The 17424-nt window shown below is 58.3% G+C and carries 19 protein-coding genes; 10 read left to right on the top strand and 9 right to left on the bottom strand.

Features of this window, described 5'->3' with window-relative positions; genetic code table 11:
• Positions 1–35: 35 nt before the first annotated feature.
• The gene (locus V0R60_RS04555; RefSeq protein WP_330078774.1) at positions 36–683 is read right to left on the bottom strand and encodes a hypothetical protein; all 648 of its coding nucleotides are present in this window, start codon (positions 681–683) and stop codon (positions 36–38) included.
• Between the two features lie 369 nt (positions 684–1052).
• Here V0R60_RS04555 and coxB point away from each other — a divergent pair, with 369 nt between their 5' ends.
• The 4 genes from coxB to V0R60_RS04575 are packed head-to-tail and all read left to right on the top strand — an operon-like array spanning position 1053 to position 5316.
• Positions 1053–2180 (top strand): cytochrome c oxidase subunit II, encoded by a 1128-nt coding sequence (coxB, locus tag V0R60_RS04560; RefSeq protein ID WP_136473873.1) that lies wholly within the window; start codon positions 1053–1055, stop codon positions 2178–2180.
• Positions 2181–2232: 52 nt separating this feature from the next.
• Positions 2233–3822, top strand: coding sequence for a cytochrome c oxidase subunit I (gene ctaD, locus V0R60_RS04565; protein WP_136473874.1), 1590 nt, complete (start codon positions 2233–2235; stop codon positions 3820–3822).
• A gap of 24 nt (positions 3823–3846) precedes the next feature.
• A complete protein-coding gene (locus V0R60_RS04570) occupies positions 3847–4416 on the top strand; it encodes a cytochrome c oxidase assembly protein (RefSeq protein WP_203541737.1) in 570 nt (189 codons plus the stop codon).
• 12 nt (positions 4417–4428) lie between these two features.
• On the top strand, positions 4429–5316 hold the full coding sequence (locus tag V0R60_RS04575; protein WP_136473876.1) for a cytochrome c oxidase subunit 3: 888 nt from the start codon (positions 4429–4431) through the stop codon (positions 5314–5316).
• Positions 5317–5322: 6 nt separating this feature from the next.
• On the opposite strand, the gene V0R60_RS04580 is transcribed toward V0R60_RS04575, so the two are convergent.
• The gene (locus V0R60_RS04580; RefSeq protein ID WP_136473877.1) at positions 5323–5526 is read right to left on the bottom strand and encodes a twin transmembrane helix small protein; all 204 of its coding nucleotides are present in this window, start codon (positions 5524–5526) and stop codon (positions 5323–5325) included.
• 63 nt (positions 5527–5589) lie between these two features.
• Between V0R60_RS04580 and V0R60_RS04585 the strand changes: the two genes are divergently transcribed.
• The 5 genes from V0R60_RS04585 to V0R60_RS04605 are packed head-to-tail and all read left to right on the top strand — an operon-like array spanning position 5590 to position 9497.
• The gene (locus tag V0R60_RS04585) at positions 5590–6333 is read left to right on the top strand and encodes an SURF1 family protein (RefSeq protein ID WP_330078773.1); all 744 of its coding nucleotides are present in this window, start codon (positions 5590–5592) and stop codon (positions 6331–6333) included.
• Entirely contained in the window at positions 6299–6892 is a 594-nt protein-coding gene (locus V0R60_RS04590) for a hypothetical protein (RefSeq protein ID WP_330078772.1), read from the top strand. The genes V0R60_RS04585 and V0R60_RS04590 overlap by 35 nt, the downstream gene beginning before the upstream one ends.
• Positions 6893–6901: 9 nt before the next feature.
• Complete coding sequence (locus tag V0R60_RS04595; RefSeq protein ID WP_136473880.1) at positions 6902–7984, top strand: COX15/CtaA family protein; 1083 nt, start codon at positions 6902–6904, stop codon at positions 7982–7984.
• Positions 7969–8868: a heme o synthase gene (cyoE, locus tag V0R60_RS04600; protein ID WP_330078771.1), complete on the top strand. Its 900-nt coding sequence runs from the start codon at positions 7969–7971 to the stop codon at positions 8866–8868. The genes V0R60_RS04595 and cyoE overlap by 16 nt, the downstream gene beginning before the upstream one ends.
• Positions 8865–9497 (top strand): SCO family protein, encoded by a 633-nt coding sequence (locus V0R60_RS04605; protein WP_136473882.1) that lies wholly within the window; start codon positions 8865–8867, stop codon positions 9495–9497. The genes cyoE and V0R60_RS04605 overlap by 4 nt, the downstream gene beginning before the upstream one ends.
• A gap of 70 nt (positions 9498–9567) precedes the next feature.
• Here V0R60_RS04605 and V0R60_RS04610 read toward each other — a convergent pair whose 3' ends face one another.
• From V0R60_RS04610 to V0R60_RS04620, 3 genes are all read right to left on the bottom strand, one after another.
• Positions 9568–10338 carry a MetQ/NlpA family ABC transporter substrate-binding protein gene (locus tag V0R60_RS04610; protein ID WP_330078770.1) on the bottom strand — a complete coding sequence of 257 codons (771 nt, stop codon included), beginning with the start codon at positions 10336–10338 and terminating at the stop codon, positions 9568–9570.
• A gap of 62 nt (positions 10339–10400) precedes the next feature.
• Positions 10401–11072: a methionine ABC transporter permease gene (locus tag V0R60_RS04615; RefSeq protein ID WP_038605236.1), complete on the bottom strand. Its 672-nt coding sequence runs from the start codon at positions 11070–11072 to the stop codon at positions 10401–10403.
• Positions 11072–12079 carry a methionine ABC transporter ATP-binding protein gene (locus tag V0R60_RS04620; protein ID WP_136473884.1) on the bottom strand — a complete coding sequence of 336 codons (1008 nt, stop codon included), beginning with the start codon at positions 12077–12079 and terminating at the stop codon, positions 11072–11074. The genes V0R60_RS04615 and V0R60_RS04620 overlap by 1 nt, the downstream gene beginning before the upstream one ends.
• Before the next feature lie 226 nt (positions 12080–12305).
• Here V0R60_RS04620 and katE point away from each other — a divergent pair, with 226 nt between their 5' ends.
• Positions 12306–14444, top strand: a complete 2139-nt coding sequence (gene katE, locus V0R60_RS04625; protein WP_330078769.1) for a catalase HPII — start codon at positions 12306–12308, stop codon at positions 14442–14444.
• A 37-nt stretch (positions 14445–14481) separates the two neighbouring features.
• On the opposite strand, the gene V0R60_RS04630 is transcribed toward katE, so the two are convergent.
• The 4 genes from V0R60_RS04630 to zur form a co-directional block, all read right to left on the bottom strand.
• The gene (locus V0R60_RS04630) at positions 14482–15195 is read right to left on the bottom strand and encodes a PA5502 family lipoprotein (RefSeq protein ID WP_136473886.1); all 714 of its coding nucleotides are present in this window, start codon (positions 15193–15195) and stop codon (positions 14482–14484) included.
• Between the two features lie 131 nt (positions 15196–15326).
• Entirely contained in the window at positions 15327–16109 is a 783-nt protein-coding gene (znuB, locus tag V0R60_RS04635) for a zinc ABC transporter permease subunit ZnuB (RefSeq protein ID WP_136473887.1), read from the bottom strand.
• Positions 16102–16881 carry a zinc ABC transporter ATP-binding protein ZnuC gene (gene znuC, locus V0R60_RS04640; protein ID WP_136473888.1) on the bottom strand — a complete coding sequence of 260 codons (780 nt, stop codon included), beginning with the start codon at positions 16879–16881 and terminating at the stop codon, positions 16102–16104. The genes znuB and znuC overlap by 8 nt, the downstream gene beginning before the upstream one ends.
• Entirely contained in the window at positions 16881–17363 is a 483-nt protein-coding gene (zur, locus tag V0R60_RS04645; protein WP_203477010.1) for a Fur family transcriptional regulator, read from the bottom strand. Before zur ends, znuC begins: the two co-directional genes overlap by 1 nt.
• Positions 17364–17424 lie beyond the last annotated feature (61 nt).

Here is a 17424-nt window from a genome sequence, read left to right on the forward strand (position 1 = left end):
CCGGCAATCATTGCCGGTGGGGGCGCAATAAGTGCTTAAGCCGGCTGATCCAGATCCAGGCCGACACCCAGCTGACGTGACAGACAAGGCCAGCGTTTCCAGGCAGCGCCTGTTTCGGGGCTGCTGAGCTTGTGGCGATACTGCTCGACCGATTCCAGAGCGAAGCTTTCTTCATCAAGCATTTCGTCCACCGAGTGGTGAACCACTTCGTCCAACTGGTTGGCGAATTCTTCGCCGATCAGTTGGTGGGCAATCAGGTTGGCCACAGTGGTATCCAGCGGTATCAACGGCTGGTTGAAGTGCTTGATATACAAGTCGTTCACTTCTTCTACCAAGCGATGCGCCAGGTAGGCTTCATCCAGCAGGCAACCCAGGCCGAGGTGGCCATTGGTGATGGCGGGTGGCTGCAGGAAATACTGTTCAGCAATTTTCAGTACAGGTTTTATTTGCGATTCGATACCGGCTTCGCGGGCCACTTCATTGGCGGCCTCAAGCAGCTCTGGAACCTGTTCGATGTAGGCGCTGACGAAGCGGGTCAACGCGCCTTGGGCGTCAATCTCCGGCAGTTGAATCGAAGGATGTAAGTGCGGCAGTTGCTTGATAAGTTGCTCTTTCAGTTGGCCGGTTTCGGTCTCATGTTGATGGGCACGGGAAATCTGCTCGCGCAAAGCGGCGATGTTCATGACAACTCCAGGGTAAAGGCGTGACAAACGGAAGACATAAAATAGCTCGGTTCTGCAAACGGCTAAGACGCATTTGGCATAACCGATTGCGTCTTATATTCAGAAATTATATCGAAATGCCATCATTGTGCTCTCACCCCGGCTAGCTCGCGGCTTTGCACGCAAACGTTCAACTTGGCGGCGATGAATTTTCCTATCGCGTTGCGTCGTCGAGGTCGCTGTCTATACTCCGGTTGGAAAGTGATTCGCTGATGAGGCCCGACTGCAGTTCGCAGGGGCTCGGTCGTCGAAGTTCGCAGTCTTGGCCGCCGTACCCTTAGCCGTAGGTCCACGCCTCCGGGATAACAAGAACGATAAGGGGAACCCGCAATGATGCGACATCCACATGTCTGGATGGGCCTCCTGTTGTGGTCGGTATTCGGTCAGGCCAACGCCGCCTGGACCGTGAACATGGCGCCAGGGGCGACAGAAGTCAGCAACGCAGTGTTCGACCTGCACATGACCATCTTCTGGATCTGCGTGATCATTGGCCTGGTGGTCTTTGGTGCGATGTTCTGGTCGATGATCGTCCACCGCCGTTCGACCGGCCAGCAGCCTGCTCATTTTCACGAGCACACCTGGGTCGAGATCATGTGGACGGTGGTGCCGTTCCTGATTCTGGTGGCAATGGCTATCCCCGCGACCAAAACTTTGATCGATATCTACGATGCCAGTGAATCGGATGTCGATATCCAAGTCACCGGTTATCAGTGGAAATGGCATTACAAGTACTTGGGCCAGGACGTTGAGTTCTTCAGTAATCTGGCCACGCCCGCCGACCAGATCCACAACAAAGCCCCCAAAGACGAGCATTACCTGCTTGAAGTCGACCAGCCATTGGTGCTGCCGGTCGGCGCCAAGGTACGCTTTCTGGTGACGGCTGCCGACGTGATTCACTCCTGGTGGGTGCCGGCATTTGCAGTCAAGCGCGACGCCATTCCCGGCTTCGTCAACGAAGCCTGGACCCGGGTCGAGAAACCCGGCATTTACCGCGGCCAATGTACTGAACTGTGCGGTAAGGACCATGGCTTCATGCCTGTGGTGGTGGAGGTCAAATCCAAAGCCGATTACGACACCTGGCTCGCCGAGCGCAAGGCAGATGCGGCCAAGCTCAAGGAACTGACCAGCAAGGAATGGACGCTTGAAGAGTTGGTCGAGCGTGGTGACAAGGTTTACCACACCACCTGTGTCGCCTGTCACCAGGCTGAAGGCCAGGGCCTTCCGCCGATGTTCCCGGCCCTCAAGGGTTCGAAGATCGCTACCGGACCGAAGGAAGATCACTTGAGCATTGTCTTCCATGGCAAGCCGGGCACGGCCATGGCTGCTTTCGGCAAACAGCTTTCGGAAGTCGACATTGCTGCCGTGGTGACCTACGAGCGAAACGCCTGGGGCAATAACAAAGGCGACATGGTCACGCCTAAAGATGTGCTGGCGATCAAACAGGCAGAAAGCAAATGAGCCGACCTGACAGGAATTCCCGCACCAGCCACCGGATTGCAGGAGACAGGACATGAGCGCAGTGATCGACGACCACAGCCAGGGTCATGAACACGCCCACGGACCGGCCAAAGGCTTGATGCGCTGGGTACTGACCACCAACCATAAAGATATTGGCACGATGTACTTGTGGTTCAGTTTTATCGCGTTTCTGCTGGGCGGCTCTTTCGCCATGGTGATTCGCGCCGAATTGTTCCAGCCAGGCCTGCAGATCGTTCAGCCGGAGTTTTTCAACCAGATGACCACCATGCACGGGCTGGTGATGGTCTTTGGGGCCGTGATGCCGGCGTTTGTCGGCCTGGCCAACTGGATGATTCCATTGATGATCGGCGCGCCGGACATGGCCTTGCCGCGCATGAACAACTTCAGCTTCTGGCTGCTACCAGCGGCCTTCCTGCTGCTGGTTTCGACGCTGTTCATGCCGGGTGGCGGGCCCAACTTCGGTTGGACGTTTTATGCCCCACTATCGACTACCTATGCTCCGGAAAGCGTGACCTTCTTCATTTTCGCCATTCACCTGATGGGCATCAGCTCGATCATGGGGGCGATCAACGTGATTGCCACCATTCTCAACCTGCGTGCTCCAGGCATGACGCTGATGAAAATGCCGCTGTTCGTCTGGACCTGGTTGATCACCGCGTTTCTGTTGATTGCGGTCATGCCGGTTCTGGCCGGTGTGGTAACCATGATGCTCATGGATATTCACTTCGGCACCAGCTTCTTCAGCGCTGCGGGCGGCGGTGATCCAGTGTTGTTCCAGCATGTGTTCTGGTTCTTCGGCCACCCCGAGGTCTACATCATGATCCTGCCGGCATTCGGCGCGGTCAGCTCGATCATCCCGGCGTTTTCGCGCAAGCCACTGTTTGGCTATACCTCGATGGTTTATGCCACCGGTGCGATCGCCTTCCTGTCCTTTATCGTGTGGGCTCACCATATGTTCGTGGTGGGCATTCCGGTGGTTGGCGAGCTGTTTTTCATGTACGCCACCATGCTGATCGCAGTGCCGACCGGAGTGAAGGTGTTCAACTGGGTCAGCACCATGTGGGAAGGCTCGCTGACCTTCGAGACACCGATGCTGTTCGCCATTGCCTTCGTCATCCTGTTCACCATTGGCGGCTTTTCAGGGTTGATGCTGGCTATTGCCCCGGCGGATTTCCAATACCACGATACCTATTTCGTGGTCGCCCATTTCCATTACGTGCTGGTGCCGGGTGCAATCTTCGGGATTTTTGCTTCGGCCTATTACTGGCTGCCGAAGTGGACCGGGCACATGTACGACGAAACCTTGGGCAAGCTGCATTTCTGGCTGTCCTTCGTTGGCATGAACATGGCGTTCTTCCCGATGCACTTTGTCGGTTTGGCCGGGATGCCCCGACGGATCCCGGACTACAACCTGCAGTTCGCCGACTTCAACATGATTTCATCGATCGGTGCCTTCATGTTCGGCGCCACACAGATCTTCTTCCTGTTCATTGTCATCAAATGCATTCGCGGTGGTGCGCCTGCCCCAGCCAAGCCTTGGGATGGTGCTGAAGGCCTGGAGTGGTCAGTGCCATCCCCTGCGCCTTACCACACCTTCCAGACACCACCGGAAGTGAAATGAACGGCCTGGGCCGGAGGATGAAACATGAGTGAAAGGACCTCGCTCAAACGCCTGGTAGTGCGACTGTTGCTGCTGACTGTGGTGATGTTCGCCTTCGGCTTTGCCTTGGTGCCGATCTACGACGTGATGTGCAAGGCATTCGGTATCAACGGCAAGACCGGAGGGCAATACGAAGGCAGTCAGGTCAGTGACCCGAGTCGCATGGTGAAGGTGCAGTTTATGTCGACCAATGCCAGTGACATGGTCTGGGAGTTCTACTCCACGGCCGACCAGATCGACGTTAACCCCGGTGCGGTGAACCAGATGGTTTTCATCGCGCGCAATCCAACCGACAAGCCGATGAGCGCTCAAGCGGTTCCAAGCATCACCCCGGCAGAGGCAGCGGCCTACTTTCACAAGACCGAGTGCTTCTGTTTTACCCAGCAAGTACTACAGCCAGGAGAGCGTATCGAGATGCCGGTGCGTTTTATCGTCGACCGCGATCTGCCCAAGGATGTGAAACACCTGACGCTGGCTTACACGTTGTTCGATATCACCGCTCGCCACCCGCCGGTTGCACACCTGGCGAGCCAGGACACACAGGGTGCCCGATAAGGAGAACACTCAATGGCTTCGCATGAGCACTACTACGTTCCGGCGCAGAGCAAGTGGCCGATCATTGCCACCATCGGCATGTTCATTACGGTGTTTGGCCTGGGTACCTGGTTCAACGATCTCAAGGCCGGGCGACCGGATTCCCATGGTCCGTGGATCTTCTTCTTCGGCGCGCTGTGCCTGGCTTACATGCTGTTCGGCTGGTTTGGCGCGGTAGTCAAGGAAAGTCGCGCCGGGCTCTATAGCCCGCAGCTGGACAGGTCGTTCCGCTGGGGGATGTCGTGGTTCATTTTTTCCGAGGTAATGTTTTTCATCGCCTTCTTCGGGGCATTGTTCTACGTCCGCAATCTGGCCGGGCCCTGGTTGGGGGGAGAAGGTGCCAAGGGCGTAGCGCACATGCTCTGGCCAAACTTCGAGTTTTCCTGGCCATTGCTGAACACGCCGGATCCGAAGCTATTTCCACCGGCAAAAGACATCATCGATCCTTGGCATCTGCCGTTGATCAATACCATTTTGCTGGTCAGCTCCAGTGTCACGGTGACTATCGCGCACCACGCCCTGCGCAAGGATCACCGGGGTGCGCTGAAATTCTGGCTCGGCTTGACCATCGTGCTCGGAGTCGCCTTCCTCATTCTGCAGGCGTACGAGTATCACGAAGCCTACAACGAGCTTGGTTTGACCCTGGGTTCGGGAATCTATGGCGCAACATTCTTCATGCTCACCGGATTCCATGGTGCCCACGTAACCATGGGTACGCTGATTCTGTTTGTTATGTTGGTGCGCATCATGCGTGGACACTTCAGTCCCGATAAGCATTTCGGCTTCGAAGCGGCTAGCTGGTATTGGCACTTCGTCGACGTGGTCTGGGTCGGGTTGTTTATCTTTGTGTATGTGCTGTAGCGGGTTTTAGAACGGCGCGTGGGAGACTAGTTGGCCGCTGTAAAAGCCCCAGGTCACCAGCGCCAGGGTCAGCGCGGCGAGGGTAACCCGCACGGTCAGGGCTTTGAGCAGACGTGTGGAGTCGCCATCGTCCTTGACCAGAAAGAACAGGCCACTGAACAGACTGGCGATGGTCGCCAGCAGCATCAGGACAATCGCAGCTTTAAGCATGGCGAAACTCCGGGGGGATGCATCGATGACCTTAAGTATAGCGATTGACCATGGGGTGACCGGGTGAAGCCATTTCGCCCTGGTTGGCTGCCGACGCTGGTAGTGCTGTTGCTGCTACCGGGCTTGATCGGCCTCGGTTTCTGGCAACTCGGGCGTGCGGAACAAAAGCGCCACCTGCTTGGCAGCTACGCCGAGCGCCAGGCTGGCGAACCCATTGGTGTGACGCAACTGACCCAGGTGCAAGACCCGGCTTACCGCCGTGTTCGCCTATTCGGCCATTTTGATACCCAGCACAGTTTGCTGCTGGATAACCGCATGCGGGATGGCCACGTCGGCGTCGAGCTTTTACAACCCTTTTTCGATCAGTCCAGCGGGCTTTGGCTACTGCTCAATCGCGGCTGGCTACCGTGGCCGGACCGACGCAATCCGGTGCAGTTCGCTACGCCGGAGCAAACCTTGAGCCTGGATGCCTGGGTATATATCGCCCCAGGCGCGACCTTCCAGCTGCATGCCGATCCTGAGGGTGGCAGTTGGCCGCGGCTGCTGACATCCATCGATGCCGGTCATCTCTGGACGCAGTTGGCGCGCCAGGGCTTTGCTCATGAACTGCGTCTGGAGGCCAGCCCGGTCAGCTACCGTCTGGACTGGCCTGTGGTTGCCATGGGGCCGGAAAAACATGTGGGCTACGCCGTGCAGTGGTTTGCCCTGGCGTTGGCGTTGGTCCTGCTCTACCTCTACTTCGGCTGGCATAACAACAAAAAGGAGAAACAGCATGGGAGCCGTCACGAGTCCACTCAACATGTCTGAAGGCAAGTCGCCGCGCGGGCGAACTCGCGGACGCCTGCAACTGATCCTGATCCTGCTGGTGGTCGTTGGCCCAATGTTACTGGCCACTGCCATGTATAAGTTGCAGTTCTGGGTGCCCGATAGCCGCAGCTATCACGGCGAGATGATTGGTGATGGTAAAAGCCGCGCCGATCTTGGCGTCGACGCCGATGAACAGCGCTGGCAGCTGTTGGTCAGCGCGCCTAAGGAATGTGGCCTGGATTGTCAGCAACTGGTGTACCTGGCCCGGCAGATTCAAGTCGGCCTCGGTCGCGATGCCAGCCGCGCCAGTCATGCCCTGGCCACTACCCAGCCGTTGACGGGTGATTATCAGGCCCGGCTCGATCGTGAATATCCACAATTGCAACGCTACCCGCTGAACCTGGACAAGTACGGTGCCGTGAGTCAGGGCAAGCAAGATGCTCAGCTTTGGGTCATCGATCCACACGGCAATCTGGTGCTGCGTTATGACGCCAGGGTCAAGGGCAAGGATCTGCTCAACGACCTGCGCCATCTGCTGAAACTGTCCAATATCGGGTAGGACTAGATCATGGCCAGACCTGGATACCGTCTAGCTGTATTTGCCACCTTGCTGGCGCTGGTAGTTGTGCTGCTCGGGGCCTATACCCGTCTCACCCATGCCGGCCTGGGGTGCCCGGACTGGCCGGGCTGCTACGGCTTCATCAGCGTGCCCAAGAGCGAGGCGCAGCTGGCTCATGCCGAACTGCATTATCCGGACTCGCCGGTGGAGGAGCACAAGGGCCGCAACGAAATGGTCCATCGTTACTTTGCAGGCACCTTGGCGTTGGTGATCACCCTCCTGGCCTGGCAGGCTTGGCGTCGCCATGGCCGGGATGGCCAGCCTTATCGCTTGCCTTTACTGTTGCTCGTGGTGGTGTTCGCGCAGGCGGCATTCGGCATGTGGACGGTGACCCTCAAGCTTTGGCCGCAGGTCGTTACGGCACATCTATTAGGTGGGTTTGCCACCTTGAGTCTGTTGTTCTTGCTGAGCCTGCGATTGTCGCGGGCATTTGCTCCCCTGCCCAAGCTGCCCCTGAGCGTCAGGCGGGTGGCCGCGTTGGGGTTCCTTGTCGTTGTCGGTCAGATCGCCTTGGGTGGTTGGGTGAGTGCCAACTACGCCGCGGTGGCGTGTGTGGACCTGCCCACCTGCCATGGCCAATGGTGGCCACAGGCCGACTTCGCCAACGGCTTTCACCTCACTCAACACATCGGCCCCAATTACCTCGGCGGGCAGTTGGACAGTGATGCACGCACAGCTATTCACATGAGCCATCGCATGGGGGCTTTGTTGGTCACATGTGTGCTGCTGATGCTCAGCTGGAAGCTACACCGCCATGGCCTGAGCAAGTTGGCAGGCGTGGTGTTGCTGGCACTGGGCGCACAGGTTGGATTGGGGATAAGTAATGTGCTGTTCCACCTGCCACTGCCGGTGGCCGTGGCGCATAACGCCGGTGGCGCCATGCTGCTGCTGAGCATGGTGCTGGTCAATTACCGTATACGGCTGGTGGCCAAGGCCAAGGCACGTCGAGTCAGCCAAGGTTGGCGCCTGACACCGCTTACTAACGGCGGCGTGGTTCACTATCTGGGAGATAACTCATGGCGTCGCTTCTGAGTGAACGCAGTCAGCAGGCTGGCTGGCGCGACTATCTGGAACTGACCAAGCCCAAGGTGGTGGTGCTGATGCTGATCACCTCGCTGGTGGGCATGTTCCTCGCCACACGTGCGGGCGTGCCCTGGACGGTGCTGTTGTTCGGCAATCTGGGCATCGCCTGCTGCGCCGGCGGTGCTGCTGCGGTGAATCATGTGGTGGATCGGCGCATCGATGCGCTAATGGCACGTACACACAAGCGGCCGTTGGCCGAAGGCCGGGTAACGCCAGGCGCCGCGCTGATTTTCGCCCTGCTGCTTTCGCTGTCAGGCATGGGCCTGCTGCTGGTGTTTACCAATGCCCTCACCGCCTGGCTAACCCTCGCTTCACTGCTGGGCTACGCAGTGATCTACACCGGCTTTCTCAAACGGGCCACACCGCAGAACATCGTGATTGGCGGGTTAGCCGGTGCGGCGCCGCCGTTGCTGGGCTGGGTGGCGGTCAGCGGCCATATCAGCGCTGAACCACTGCTGCTGGTACTGATGATTTTTGCCTGGACCCCTCCGCATTTCTGGGCCCTGGCCATTCACCGCAAGGAAGAGTACGCCAAGGCAGATATTCCGATGTTGCCGGTGACCCATGGCGAGCATTACACCAAGGTGCACATTTTGCTCTATACCCTGGTGTTGCTGGCGGTCAGCCTGCTGCCCTATGCCATTCATATGAGTGGGCCGCTGTACCTGGCCTGCGCCGCGGTACTGGGCTTGCGCTTCCTGCAATGGGCCTGGGTGTTGTACCGTGGCAGTCGGCCGCATGCCGCGATCAAGACCTTCAAGTACTCTATCTGGTACCTGTTTTTGCTGTTCATCGCGCTGCTTGTTGATCACTACTTACTGTTGAACCTATGACTCGAACCCAGAAAACCGTTTTCATCCTCGTTGCCCTGGTCGCCGTGATCCTTGGGCTTACCGTCAACAAAGTGCTCAATGGCCGCAGTGAGGGCAACCCTGCTGAACTGATCGATGCGGGCATTATTCTGCTGCCGCAGAGCCGCACGGTGCCAAGCCTGGAAATGACTGACGAAAAGGGTCAGACCGTGGCGGTGGATGAACTTACAGGTAAATGGTCGCTACTGTTCTTCGGCTACACCTTCTGCCCGGACATCTGCCCGACCACCCTTGCGCAGTTGCGTCAGGTTAAGAGCGAATTGCCCAAGGAAGCGGTAGACCGCTTGCAGGTCATTCTGGTTAGTGTTGACCCGAACCGTGATACCCCGACTCAGCTGCAGCAGTATCTGGGATATTTCGACAAGGATTTCCGTGGCCTGACCGGCTCACTGGATAACTTGCAGAAGCTGGCCAATGCGGTAAGCATCCCGTTCATTCCGGCCGATACCAGCAAGCCGAACTACACGGTTGATCACAGTGGCAACCTGGCGGTGATTGGGCCAGACGGCAAGCAGCGGGGGTTTATTCGCGCACCGTTCAACAATCAGAAGTTGGTAGCGCAGTTGCCGGGCTTGCTCAAGCGCGACTAAAAGCATCGCCGGGCAGGTCCGCTCCCACCGACGCTGTGGGAGAGAGCTTGCCCGACGATAGTCTTCTGGATCAGAACGCAGGCTTGACCGCGCCCTTGTACTTGTCTTCGATGAACTTCTTCACTTCCGGGGTGTGCAGGGCTGCAACCAGCTTCTTCACTGCCTCGGCATCTTTGTTGTCTTCACGGGTAACCAGGATGTTCACGTAAGGCGAATCGGCACCTTCAATGACCAGGGCGTCTTTCTCTGGGTTGAGCTTTGCTTCCAGCGCATAGTTAGTGTTGATCAGCGCCAGGTCGACCTGAGTCAGTACGCGTGGAATGGTCGCCGCTTCCAGTTCACGGAATTTCAGGTTCTTGCTGTTCTCGGTAATGTCTTTGACGGTCGAGAGGATATTGGTGTTGTCTTTGAGTTTGATGACGCCAGCCTTGTCCAGCAGCAGCAAGGCACGACCACCGTTGGTAGCGTCGTTGGGGATCACGACGGTGGCGGTCGATGGCAGTTCATCGAGCTTTTTGTATTTGCTCGAGTAAGCACCCAGCGGCTCCAGGTGAACACCGGCAACACTGACCAGCTTGGTGCCTTTGGCTTTGTTGAACTCATCCAGGTATGGCTGGTGCTGGAAGAAGTTGGCGTCCAGACGCTTTTCGGCAACCTGCACGTTCGGCTGGATGTAGTCGGTGAAGACTTTGACTTTCAAGTCCACGCCTTCTTTGACCAAAGCTGGTTTGACGAACTCCAGGATCTCGGCGTGCGGCACCGGAGTGGCAGCGACGGTCAGGGTTTCAGCCTGAGCGGAGAAGGCCGCGACGGCGGCGACAACAGCAAGCAGCTTTTTCATCAAATCACTCCTTGTGAGGGCCGATCCGGCCCCCGGTGCGTCGGCCTTGCCGACCCATGGGGTTACTTACGGGAAAAATGCACAACCAGTTTGTCGCCCACGCTCTGCAGTACTTGAACCAGTATCAGCAGCAGGACCACGGTTACGACCATGACGTCAGTCTGGAAGCGTTGATAGCCAAAGCGGATCGCCAAGTCGCCGAGGCCGCCTGCGCCCACCACACCCGCCATTGCGGTGTAGGAGACCAAGGTGATGGCAGTGACCGTGATTGCCGCGAAAATGCCCGGACGGGCCTCTGGCAGCAACGCATTGGTGATGATCTGGCGAGTGGTTGCACCCATTGATTGGGTTGCTTCGATAATGCCACGGTCGACTTCACGCAGGGCTGTTTCAACCAGGCGGGCGAAGAACGGTGTAGCGCCCACAACCAGCGGCGGGATCGCCCCGGCGACGCCCAGCGAAGTGCCGGTGATCAACACCGTGAACGGGATCATCACAATCAACAGGATGATGAACGGCAGCGAACGCAGCACGTTGACCACCAGCGACAGCAGCGCATAGACGCCCTTCTGCTCGAACAACTGGCGCGGCCCGCAGAGGAACAGCAGTACGCCCAGCGGCAGACCGAGCAATACGGTGAAGAACAGCGAGCCGAACAACATGATCATGGTATCGATCGTGGCCAGCCAGATTTCGGCCCAGTCGACGTTGGCAAAGAAACTCAAAGCGTCCATTAACGCAATACCTCCATATGAACATCAGCCGCTGTGAAGCGGGCGAAAGCCGCTTCCATGTCGCCGCCAGTCACGGCCAGGGTCAGCTGCCCATACGGGGTGTCTTTGATACGGTCGATACGACCCGCGAGGATGCTGTAGTCGACGCCGGTTTCGCGGGCTACGGTGCCCAGCAGTGGCGCGTAGGTCGAGTCACCCTGGAAGGTCAGGCGCACGATGCGACCTGGAACGTGGGCAAAGTCATCGCGCTGCTCATTCTCGTCGACTTGTTCATCTTCCTGAACAAAACGTTTGGTGGTCGGGTGCTGTGGATGCAGGAATACATCCGCCACCGGTCCATGCTCGACAATCTTCCCGTCGTCCATCACGGCAACGCGGTCACACACGCGGCGGATCACGTCCATTTCATGGGTGATCAACACAATGGTCAGCTTAAGTTCGCGGTTGATCTCTGCCAGCAATTGCAGGACTGAAGCGGTGGTCTGCGGGTCGAGGGCGCTGGTGGCTTCGTCGCAAAGCAGGATTTTGGGCTTGGTGGCCAAGGCGCGAGCGATGCCTACACGTTGCTTCTGACCGCCCGACAATTGCGCGGGATACTTCCTGGCGTGTTCGGACAAGCCGACGCGCGTCAGCAGCTCACTGACCCGAGCATCGATTTCCTTGCGCGACAGCTGGCCCGCCAGGGTCAGCGGTAGGGCAACGTTGTCGGCCACGGTCTTGGAAGCCAGCAAGTTGAAGTGCTGGAAAATCATCCCGACCTGTTGGCGGAACTGGCGCAGTTCATCAGCGTTGAACGCGGTGACATCTTCACCGTCAACAATGATCTTGCCGCCGCTTGGGGCTTCCAGACGGTTGATAAGGCGCAGCAGGGTACTTTTACCGGCACCGGAATGGCCGATCAGTCCGAACACCTGGCCGTTCTCGACGCTCAGGTTGGTCGGGTGCAGCGCGGGAATGTCCCTACCGGCGACGCGGTAGGTTTTATGCACATTTTGAAACTCGATCACGTAGCGAACCTTGTGGGGCGCATGAAATTTGGGTCAGCGGTTAGCCGGGGGGCGCATTTTAGCCTGTTCATATAGAGGTTCTTAGCATTTATTTTGCATTTGACCAATGCTGTTGGAATAACGCGATCAGTGGTCAATCCGAATGAACGCTCGCAGGCCTTGACCAGTCACTACTAAATGGACCCGCCGTGGGGTCGATCCGAGACTGATTGAGGAGAGCGTTCCAATGCCCAGCAAGAAGAATCCGCCCAAGGAAAGTCAACTGGCCGGTACCCAGACCCCGGACCGGGCCAATACCAATGCCAAGCTTCAGAGCCTTGAGGCCGTTCGCAGCGATGCTACCGGCCAGGCCTTACGTACCAATCAGGGCGTGAAAATTGCCGATAATCAAAACACGCTCAAAGCCGGAGAGCGGGGCCCGTCGTTACTCGAAGACTTCATCATGCGTGAGAAAATCACGCACTTTGACCATGAGCGTATTCCAGAGCGGATCGTTCACGCACGCGGTACCGGTGCCCATGGCTACTTCCAGAGTTATCAATCGCACGCTGCGCTGACCAAGGCTGGATTTCTTCAGGACCCGGAGAAAATCACGCCCGTGTTTGTGCGTTTTTCGACGGTTCAGGGGCCAAGGGGGTCTGGTGACACCGTGCGAGATGTGCGAGGTTTTGCCGTCAAGTTCTTTACCGATGAGGGTAATTTCGATCTCGTTGGCAACAACATGCCGGTTTTTTTCATTCAAGATGCGGTCAAGTTCCCGGATTTCGTCCATGCAGTGAAACCTGAGCCGCACAACGAGATGCCAACGGGTGGCTCGGCCCATGACACCTTCTGGGACTTTGTCTCGCTGGTTCCCGAGTCGGCTCACATGGTTATCTGGGCTATGTCCGACAGAGCCATTCCGAAAAGCCTGCGCACCATGCAAGGCTTCGGTGTGCATACCTTCCGATTGATAAACGCTGAAGGTAAGTCGAGCTTCGTCAAGTTCCACTGGAAGCCCAAAGCTGGCGTGTGCTCGCTGCTCTGGGATGAGGCGCAGAAGTTGGCCGGCAAGGACACCGACTACCACCGGCGAGACCTCTGGGAGGCCATCGAGACGGGTAATTACCCGGAATGGGAATTCGGTGTGCAGATCGTTGCTGAAGAGGATGAGCACAAGTTCGATTTCGACTTGCTTGATCCCACCAAGATCATTCCTGAAGAGCTGGTGCCGGTAACACCGCTGGGCAAAATGGTGCTCAACCGCAACCCCGACAACTTCTTTGCCGAAACCGAGCAGGTAGCGTTCTGCCCTGGGCACATTGTCCCCGGCATTGATTTCTCCAACGACCCGCTGCTGCAGGGCCGGTTGTTCTCATACACCGATACCCAGATCAGTAGACTCGGTGGTCCGAATTTTCATGAAATTCCAATCAACCGACCGCTCGCGCCCAACCATAACGGTCAACGCGATGCACAGCACCGGGTCACGCTCGACAAAGGACGGGCCTCTTATGAACCCAACTCAATCGACGGCGGCTGGCCGAAGGAGACGCCACCTGCTGCCAGTGACGGTGGTTTCGAGTCCTATCCTGAACGAATCGAGGCGCACAAGGTGCGCCAGCGCAGCCCGTCGTTCGCCGATCACTTTTCCCAAGCACGGCTGTTTTTCCAGAGCATGAGCCCAACCGAACAAGAGCACATCATCAGTGCTTACAGTTTCGAGCTGGGGAAGGTTGAGCGAGAGTTCATTCGCGCACGTGAAGTGAACGAGATTCTGGCCAACATCGACCTGAAGCTGGCGGCTCGTGTGGCGGCGAACCTCGGGCTGCCTGCACCGAAAAAAGGCACCGTTGATGTTCGCGAGCCGAGCCTCAAGCAATCACCTGCCTTGAGCCAGATGAACCTTCTTGGGGAAGGTATCAAGGGGCGCAAGGTGGCGGTGCTGGTAGCCGATGGCGTCGATGCCGAGAGTGTCGACACACTGGTGAAAACGCTGGAAGCGCAGAGTGCGCAGATCAAGCTGCTGGGGCCAACCTCTGCGCCGGTGAAAACCGCTCAAGGCAGGGCTTTAGCAGTGGATGCCTCGATGGAAGGCATGCCCTCGGTGGTCTTCGATGCGGTTTGGGTGCCGGCCGGCAAAGCGTCGCTTCAAGCCTTGATGAACAGCGGCCTGGCCCTGCATTTTCTGCTCGAAGCTTATAAGCACTTGAAGCCGATGGGGCTTGCCAGTGAAGCACAGCCATTGCTCGACAAGCTTGGTTTGAAGGCAGATAGCGGATTGCTGTTGGGTAATGACGCGCAAACCCACAAGGCTTTCATCACCGCCATCAGCAAGCATCGGGTGTGGGAGCGCGAGGCTGCCGCTCAGGGGGTTCCGGCGTAGCTATAGGCTACGGGTGCCTGGGCAGGCACCCGTTCCTTCAGGAGCGCCGAGGCACCAGCACAGCTTGTGCTGGCTGGTTGCGATGAATTTCATGCGATTGCTGAAGGTCGAACTCGCTGTCGAGCTTGTGCACTCGCTTGCCCAGCAGGGTCTTGAGCCATGGTGCGTCGTCTTTGCGCGGGACCTGGAACACAACATCGCACTTGTAATTCACAACATCGGCGGCGATATCATCCAATTGGCGGCGCATTTCACGAATATTCGTGGTTTTGAGTGCAACCACCGTGCTCTGGGCCGTGGGGTCGACAAGCCTTGCCGCCGGGCGTGCTTCGGCTGCCTTGAGGGCGGCTTCGGCTTTTTCCAGCTCAGCCTTGCGGGCCTGGGCAATGGCGCCATTGACGCCACCGGTCAACGCCGGGGCCTTGGGCATTAACGCCCGGGCGCGGCTCAAGGCAGTGGCGGCGGCATTGACGTCACCCTTTTGCAGAACGATCTGGCTGCGTTGCAGATAGGCCTCGGCCAACTGCCGCTGATACTGCTCTACCCGGCTGTCATCAGGTGCCTGGGCCTGCAGTGCGGCCAGTTGATCTTCGGCGGTAGCCAGCTCACTGCTGGCGATGCTTTGCTCCAACTGCTGCCAGGCATCGGCCTGGGCTGGCGTGGCAGCGTTCTCGGCTGGGGTGCTGGAGCACGCGGCCAGGATTACCGAAAACGCGGCAAGGAGCAGATAACGGAAGGCGAACGGCTTCATTCCTGCGACTCTCTATTTGCGCAAAAAGCGAGCAAGTCTACACCCAGTCCGCAGACTCGAAAATAAATCTTCAGGGCCCTGCGCGATTTAACTGTCGCAGGGTGCAACCGCCAAGGCTGCCCCCTGCATCATCAACGTCGGGGTATGGCCAGGCTCAGCAAGAATAGCACTGCCGCGCAGACCACGATCGAAGGGCCGGCCGGCGTGTCTTTGAACCATGACAAGGCTAAACCGCCACAGACCGCTGTTACCCCGAGCAGGCTGGCGCCCAGGGCCATCTGTTCCGGCGAGCGGGCGTGGCGTTGTGCCGCAGCGGCCGGAATGATCAACAGCGAGGTGATCAAGAGAACACCGACGATTTTCATCGCCACGGCGATTACCACCGCAATCAGCAGCATGAGTGCCAAGCGCAGAGCCGCCACTGGTAGGCCTTCGACCATCGCCAGCTCTTCATGCACGGTCACCGCCAGCAGAGGTCGCCAGAGTACGACCAGCAAGAGTAGTACCGCAGCGCTGCCGCCGAGTATCCAGGCCAAATCGCCCGGGCTGATCGCCAGCAGGTCGCCAAACAGATAAGCCATCAGGTCAATGCGCACGTCATGCATGAAGCTCAGTACTACAAGCCCCAGGGACAGGGTGCTTGGGGCCAGAATCCCCAGCAAGGTGTCGGACGCCAGCGGCTGGCGCTGTTGCAGCGTCACCAGGAGCAGCGCCAGCAACAGGCAGCCAATTGTCACTGCCAACGCGGGACTGACATCTAATGCAAAGCCCAGGGCTACGCCAAGCAATGCCGCATGAGAGAGCGTATCGCCGAAATAGGCCATGCGCCGCCAGACTACGAATGATCCCAAAGGGCCGGCTACGACCGCCAGGGCCAAGCCTGCGAGCAGGGCGTAAAGCAGAAAATCAGCCATGCTTGCAGTTTTCTCCGTGTACATGCCCGCCTTGGGCCGGGGCGACCACCGACCCATGCAGGTCGTGGGAATGGTCGTGATGGTGGTGGTAGATCGCCAGGCTTGGCGCGTTGTTGCCGAACAGTTCGACGAACGCCGGATCGCCACTGACTTGTTCTGGATGGCCGGAACAGCAGACGTGACGATTAAGGCACACCACCTGGTCAGTGGTGCTCATTACCAGGTGCAGGTCGTGAGAAACCATCAACACGCCGCAACCATGGCGATCGCGCAAACGTGTGATCAAGCTATAAAGCTCTGCCTGGCCGGCGACATCGACGCCTTGCACCGGCTCATCGAGCACCAGCAGTTCAGGCTCGCGTAGCAGCGCCCGGGCCAGCAACACCCGTTGCATTTCACCACCGGAGATACCTTGTATCGGGTTGTCGATAACTTGCTCGGCACCGACTTCTTTCAGTGCACTCAGCGCGGCGTTGCGATCCACACCTGGTACCAGGCGTAGAAAGCGCAGGACCGACAGCGGCAACGTGGCATCCACCTGCAGCTTTTGCGGCATATAGCCAACGCGCAGGCGCGGCTTGCGCCAGACTTTGCCGGTGTGGGGTTTGAGCAGACCCAGCACGGCGCGCACCAAGGTGGTTTTGCCCGCCCCGTTGGGGCCGATCAAGGTGACGATTTGTCCGGGTTCCACGGCCAGGTCGATACTGTCGAGCACCGCTTGCCCGGAGAAAGCCACGCCGACCTGTTCGAGTCGAATCAGCGCATTGCTCATCAGGCGCTCCGGCAGTTGCCGCACAAACCGACGACTTCGACGGTTTGCGCTTCGACGCTGAAGCCGACGTCGTTGGCACTGGCCACAATTGCGTCGCTGATGCTGGTCTGTTCCAGCTCGATGGCTACATGACACTCGCGGCAAATCAGGAACTGGCCTTGGTGCGCATGCTCGGGGTGACTGCAGCCCATGAATGCGTTGAGCGAGGCGATACGGTGAACCAGGCCGTTTTCCAGAAGGAAATCCAGGGCACGGTACACCGTTGGTGGCGCCGCTCGGCGTCCATCCTGCTCGCTCAATACGGCGAGAATGTCGTAGGCACCCAGCGGTTTATGGCTTTGCCATACCAATTCCAGCACACGTCGGCGCAGGGCGGTAAGTCGCAGCCCTTTACGCGCGCACAGTGCATCGGCCTCGGCCAAGGCGCTGTGGACGCAGTGGGAGTGGTCGTGGGGACGAGTGGCCAGCGGGGTTTTAGGCATGGGCGGCGACGGTTCTGATTGGAGACGTTATTATGTTACCTGTTCCTGCCCCTGTGAGTGG

The organism is Pseudomonas auratipiscis, assembly GCF_036324085.1.
Classification (GTDB): domain Bacteria; phylum Pseudomonadota; class Gammaproteobacteria; order Pseudomonadales; family Pseudomonadaceae; genus Aquipseudomonas; species Aquipseudomonas auratipiscis.